1 protein-coding gene, 1 tRNA gene, 2 rRNA genes and 1 pseudogene (1 of these 5 only partly in view) are annotated in these 5,000 nt (G+C 55.1%); all 5 read right to left on the bottom strand.

Annotated elements, in window-relative coordinates; translation table 11 throughout:
• Positions 1-324 precede the first annotated feature (324 nt).
• Positions 325-510, bottom strand: coding sequence for a type II toxin-antitoxin system RelE/ParE family toxin (locus tag NP945_RS01050; protein WP_306256526.1), 186 nt, complete (start codon positions 508-510; stop codon positions 325-327).
• Positions 511-633: 123 nt separating this feature from the next.
• Positions 634-862, bottom strand: a pseudogene (locus NP945_RS01045) (type II toxin-antitoxin system ParD family antitoxin).
• A gap of 937 nt (positions 863-1,799) precedes the next feature.
• A tRNA-Met gene (locus tag NP945_RS01040) sits at positions 1,800-1,876 on the bottom strand.
• 225 nt (positions 1,877-2,101) lie between these two features.
• A 5S ribosomal RNA gene (rrf, locus tag NP945_RS01035) occupies positions 2,102-2,216 on the bottom strand.
• A gap of 152 nt (positions 2,217-2,368) precedes the next feature.
• Positions 2,369-5,000: ribosomal RNA gene (locus tag NP945_RS01030) — 23S ribosomal RNA — on the bottom strand (it continues 190 nt past the right edge of the window).

Genomic DNA, 5,000 nt, shown 5'->3' with positions numbered 1-5,000 from the left:
AGTGTCGCTTACGCGGCTCTCTTGAATTTCGCTAAGGGCAGGCTTAGAAGCAAACTTCTTCGTCGCCAGCGGCGAGCCGCCCTCGTTCGTGAGGCGTATATAGTCGCCACCAACGACAACTGTCAACACACATCGACAATGTTTTTTCGATTTCTCGTAGAGATATCCACCGGGCCGAAATTCATGAGTTGGCTTGGCTGAATTGTGGGCGGCGTTCTAGCGCCTACCATTCCTGTGATGCGTCCCGAGATCGAGGCGCTGATGTGTGCCATCGCACCCGTTGCGCCTGAAGGACTGCAGAGCAATTCTCCACCGAAGCGCCGTTTAGAGCCGGTCTTCGAGCAATTCCGGTGTGATGTTCCGGCCGGCGTAAAAGATGCCCAGGATCAGGACCCGCCCGCCCTCGACGGCAAAGGTAATGCTGACGCGGCGGTAGCCAACAATCCGCAGCCCAGGCATGATCTCGACCCGCTCGGTGCCCGCCGTGGAAACGTCGACAGGTCGAGACAATGGTCGCGGATACCCGTAATGAAATCCCAGGAGATCGCTGGCGGCGCACGTCCGGCTATATCATAGTAGAGTTGCTCCAGCTCGGCTTCTGCCCTGGGTGGAAGACAGTCCGATACTCCACCCCTACTTGGCTTTCGCCTGCTTCGCGCGATGACGCGCCTCCAGCCGGGAGAAAACCGTTTCGGCAGGGATTCCCTTCGATGGATCCTGCCGGGGTTCAGTTCGCCGCCCCGGTATCTCCTCGCGCAGCCTCGAAATCCTCAAGCATGCGCAGGCCCGCGCGGACAACCTCGCTGGCATTGTTGTAGCGGCCTGGTTCGAGCTGCTTCCTGATGAAAAGCGTGCGGGGAATATGGGAGTGATCCCGAACCTGGCGATAGATGTCAGCTATTAGCAAAAATTAGCAAAATTGGCTGATTCGGCCATGCCACACCTTGCGCCACTCATCCTCAGAGAATCACCCTTCACTTTGATTCGACTTGATCGAGGCGTCGCTTCAACGCCCCAGGCCGCTCGGCCAACGGCACTTGCGGCTATTGCGGCGTGACACACCCAACCGCCGGCGCGATCGAGGATCTACATGCAGGTCGATTCGCGGTCCTCAGTCATTGTCATGGCCGAGGGTGGCCACAAAAAGCCGGCTGAATAGAACACCACCCCCGACCCAATCATTTCGTATTTGATTGCAAGTCATCACCGGCATCACTGACCGATGCCCGATAAGAGGATCGGATGCTTCGTCTTTTTCGCCTCCGATTCGGTTGATCCGGTTATGGCGGCGGCTGGGCACTTCACTGCCAGTCCCCCGAACGCAAACGGCCCGCGGCTGCGGGCTGTTTTGAATTAGGTTTTGTTGAGAGGCTTGTTTTGTTGTCGTAGCTTGTCGGCTGAGGCCTCTTTGTGCGCCGACGAGTGCCGCTTGCAGGCACCATTGTCCCCCGAATGCGAACAGCCCGCTGGCTGGTGCCTGGCGAACTGTTTGTTTGGTGCAGATTGGTTTGCAGGGGACGGGATTGGTTTTTTTGTTCCGCAGCTTGGGCTTCGCCTTGTTGCGGACGCCTGGTCCGGGGCAATCGATGGCCAGCCCAGCCGAACATCAAAACGGCCGGCGGGCTTTGTTCCAGGCGGATTGTTTGCTTACCGAAGTTTGGTTGGGGAGAGGATTTGAGTTTTCTGTCTAGCGGCTTGGGCTTGGCCTGCTTGGGGGCGCCTGATGACGGGTTAAACGCCGGCACCAGGGCAAAAAACAAAAGAGCCCGCACGAGGCGGGCTGTTTGTTTAGTGAGGTTTGGTTGCGGGGACAGGATTTGAACCTGTGACCTTCAGGTTATGAGCCTGACGAGCTACCGGGCTGCTCCACCCCGCGTCACCTTTTGTGCAAGCGTTTGCTTGCTAATCTAAGCAAACGCTTGCTTGCGTTCCTAAGCAAGCGTTTGCTTGCTTTTTTGTGTAAGCCGAGGCCTACAGATAGGTATATGGCTGACCAAATGAAAGGGCCGCTTACGCGGCCCGTGATCCCTTGGCGGGCCATTTCATAAAGAGAAGATATCACTCCATCCGATTGGATGTGAGTTCAACGTGCGTTTAGCAGACCTGGCAGCGACCTACTCTCCCGCGTCTTGAGACGAAGTACCATCAGCGCTGGAGCGTTTCACGGCCGAGTTCGGAATGGGATCGGGTGCAGCCGCTCCGCCATAACCACCAGGTCGGCAAAACGCACGTTGTTCGAGAAGCTTTTGAGCGAAGGAGCACAAAGAGGCATCGGCAGCGGAGCTGTCGGGTGCCTCTCGGGGCTATTCGCTGGTCTTTTTTGTGCCTGTCATCCTCCGATTTGGAGCGATGAGCATAAGGAATGAGAACGATCAAGCCGATCGAACTATTAGTACCGGTAAGCTTCAAGCGTTGCCGCTCTTCCACACCCGGCCTATCAACGTGGTCGTCTTCCACGGTTCTCAGGGAATACTCGTTTTAAGGTGGGTTTCCCGCTTAGATGCCTTCAGCGGTTATCCCGTCCGGATATAGCTACCCTGCTATGCGGCTGGCGCCACAACAGGTCCACCAGAGATCCGTCCATCCCGGTCCTCTCGTACTAGGGACAGATCCTTTCAATATTCCTACACCCACGGCAGATAGGGACCGAACTGTCTCACGACGTTCTGAACCCAACTCACGTACCGCTTTAAATGGCGAACAGCCATACCCTTGGGACCTGCTCCAGCCCCAGGATGCGATGAGTCGACATCGAGGTGCCAAACAACCCCGTCGATATGGACTCTTGGGGGTCATCAGCCTGTTATCCCCGGCGTACCTTTTATCCGTTGAGCGATGGCCCTTCCACGCGGGACCACCGGATCACTATGACCGACTTTCGTCTCTGCTCGACTTGTCAGTCTCGCAGTCAGGCAGGCTTATGCCATTGCACTCAGCGAACGATTTCCGACCGTTCTGAGCCCACCATCGCGCGCCTCCGTTACTCTTTAGGAGGCGACCGCCCCAGTCAAACTACCCACCATACATTGTCCCGGACCCGGATAACGGGCCGCGGTTAGACATCCATAGTAATAAGGGTGGTATTTCAAGGGTGGCTCCACCTGAGCTGGCGCCCAGGTTTCAAAGCCTACCACCTATCCTACACATGCCACTACGAATGCCAATGTAAAGCTATAGTAAAGGTGCACGGGGTCTTTCCGTCTAACCGCAGGAACCCCGCATCTTCACGGGGAATTCAATTTCACTGAGTCTATGCTGGAGACAGCGGGGAAGTCGTTACGCCATTCGTGCAGGTCGGAACTTACCCGACAAGGAATTTCGCTACCTTAGGACCGTTATAGTTACGGCCGCCGTTTACTGGGGCTTCGATTCAGAGCTTGCACCCCTCCTCTTAACCTTCCAGCACCGGGCAGGCGTCAGACCCTATACGTCGTCTTGCGACTTCGCAGAGCCCTGTGTTTTTGATAAACAGTCGCTACCCCCTGGTCTGTGCCACCCTCCTCTACTTGCGTAGAAAAGGGTCACGCTTCTTCCGAAGTTACGCGTGCAATTTGCCGAGTTCCTTCAGCATAGTTCTCTCAAGCGCCTTGGTATACTCTACCAGACCACCAGTGTCGGTTTCGGGTACGGTTTATAAGGAGGAGCTATTTCCTGGAACCACGCAGCAGCCCGTTCAATCCGATAAGATTGGACTACCTCAATGATCCGTCACTACCTCCAAGCCCACGAATATTAACGTGGTTCCCATCGACTACGCGTTTCCGCCTCGTCTTAGGGGCCGGCTAACCCTGCTCAGATTAGCTTTAAGCAGGAACCCTTGGTCTTTCGGCGGGGGAGTCTCTCACTCCCCTTACGTTACTCATGTCAGCATTCGCACTTCTGATACCTCCACCACCCCTCACGGGTATGGCTTCATCAGCTTACAGAACGCTCCGCTACCGCTTGGCCCTTGCGGACCAAACCCTAAGCTTCGGTGTATGGCTTTAGCCCCGTTACATTTTCGGCGCAAAGACCCTTATTTAGACCAGTGAGCTGTTACGCTTTCTTTAAATGATGGCTGCTTCTAAGCCAACATCCTGGTTGTTTTGGGATCCTCACATCCTTTCCCACTTAGCCATAACTTGGGGACCTTAGCTGTAGGTCAGGGTTGTTTCCCTTTTCACGACGGACGTTAGCACCCGCCGTGTGTCTGCCGACTAGTACTCCCAGGTATTCGGAGTTTGGTTAGGTTTGGTAATCCGGTGAGGACCCCTAGCCCATCCAGTGCTCTACCCCCTGGGGTATTCGGTCGACGCTCTACCTAAATAGATTTCGCGGAGAACCAGCTATTTCCGAGTTTGATTGGCCTTTCACCCCTAGCCACAAGTCATCCCGAACTATTGCAACAGTTATGGGTTCGGTCCTCCAGTAAGTGTTACCTTACCTTCAACCTGCTCATGGCTAGATCACTCGGTTTCGGGTCTAATGCGACGAACTGAACGCCCTATTCAGACTCGCTTTCGCTGCGCCTACACCTAGCGGTTTAAGCTTGCTCGTCACACTAAGTCGCTGACCCATTATACAAAAGGTACGTGGTCACCCAGGACGAACCTTGGGCTTCCACTGTTTGTAGGCAATCGGTTTCAGGTACTCTTTCACTCCCCTTGTCGGGGTGCTTTTCACCTTTCCCTCACGGTACTAGTTCGCTATCGGTCATGCACGAGTACTTAGGCTTGGAGGGTGGTCCCCCCAATTTCAGACAGGATTTCACGTGTCCCGCCTTACTCGAGGACGATTGATTGCATTACGCGTACGGGGCTGTCACCCACTATGGCCCTACTTTCCAGAAGGTTCCGCTTGTCTCTCAATCGCCACTGGCCTGGTCCGGGTTCGCTCGCCACTACTTCCGGAGTCTCGGTTGATGTCCTTTCCTACGGGTACTTAGATGTTTCAGTTCCCCGCGTTCGCCACTTTACCCCTATGTATTCAGGGTAAGTTACCTATTATCGATACTTGGAAAC

Origin of the sequence: Mesorhizobium sp. LMG17149 (genome assembly GCF_024518695.1) — a bacterium.
Lineage (GTDB): Bacteria > Pseudomonadota > Alphaproteobacteria > Rhizobiales > Rhizobiaceae > Mesorhizobium.
The sequence above is the reverse complement of the archived record's forward strand: the minus strand, read 5'-3'. Positions and strand labels throughout refer to the sequence as shown.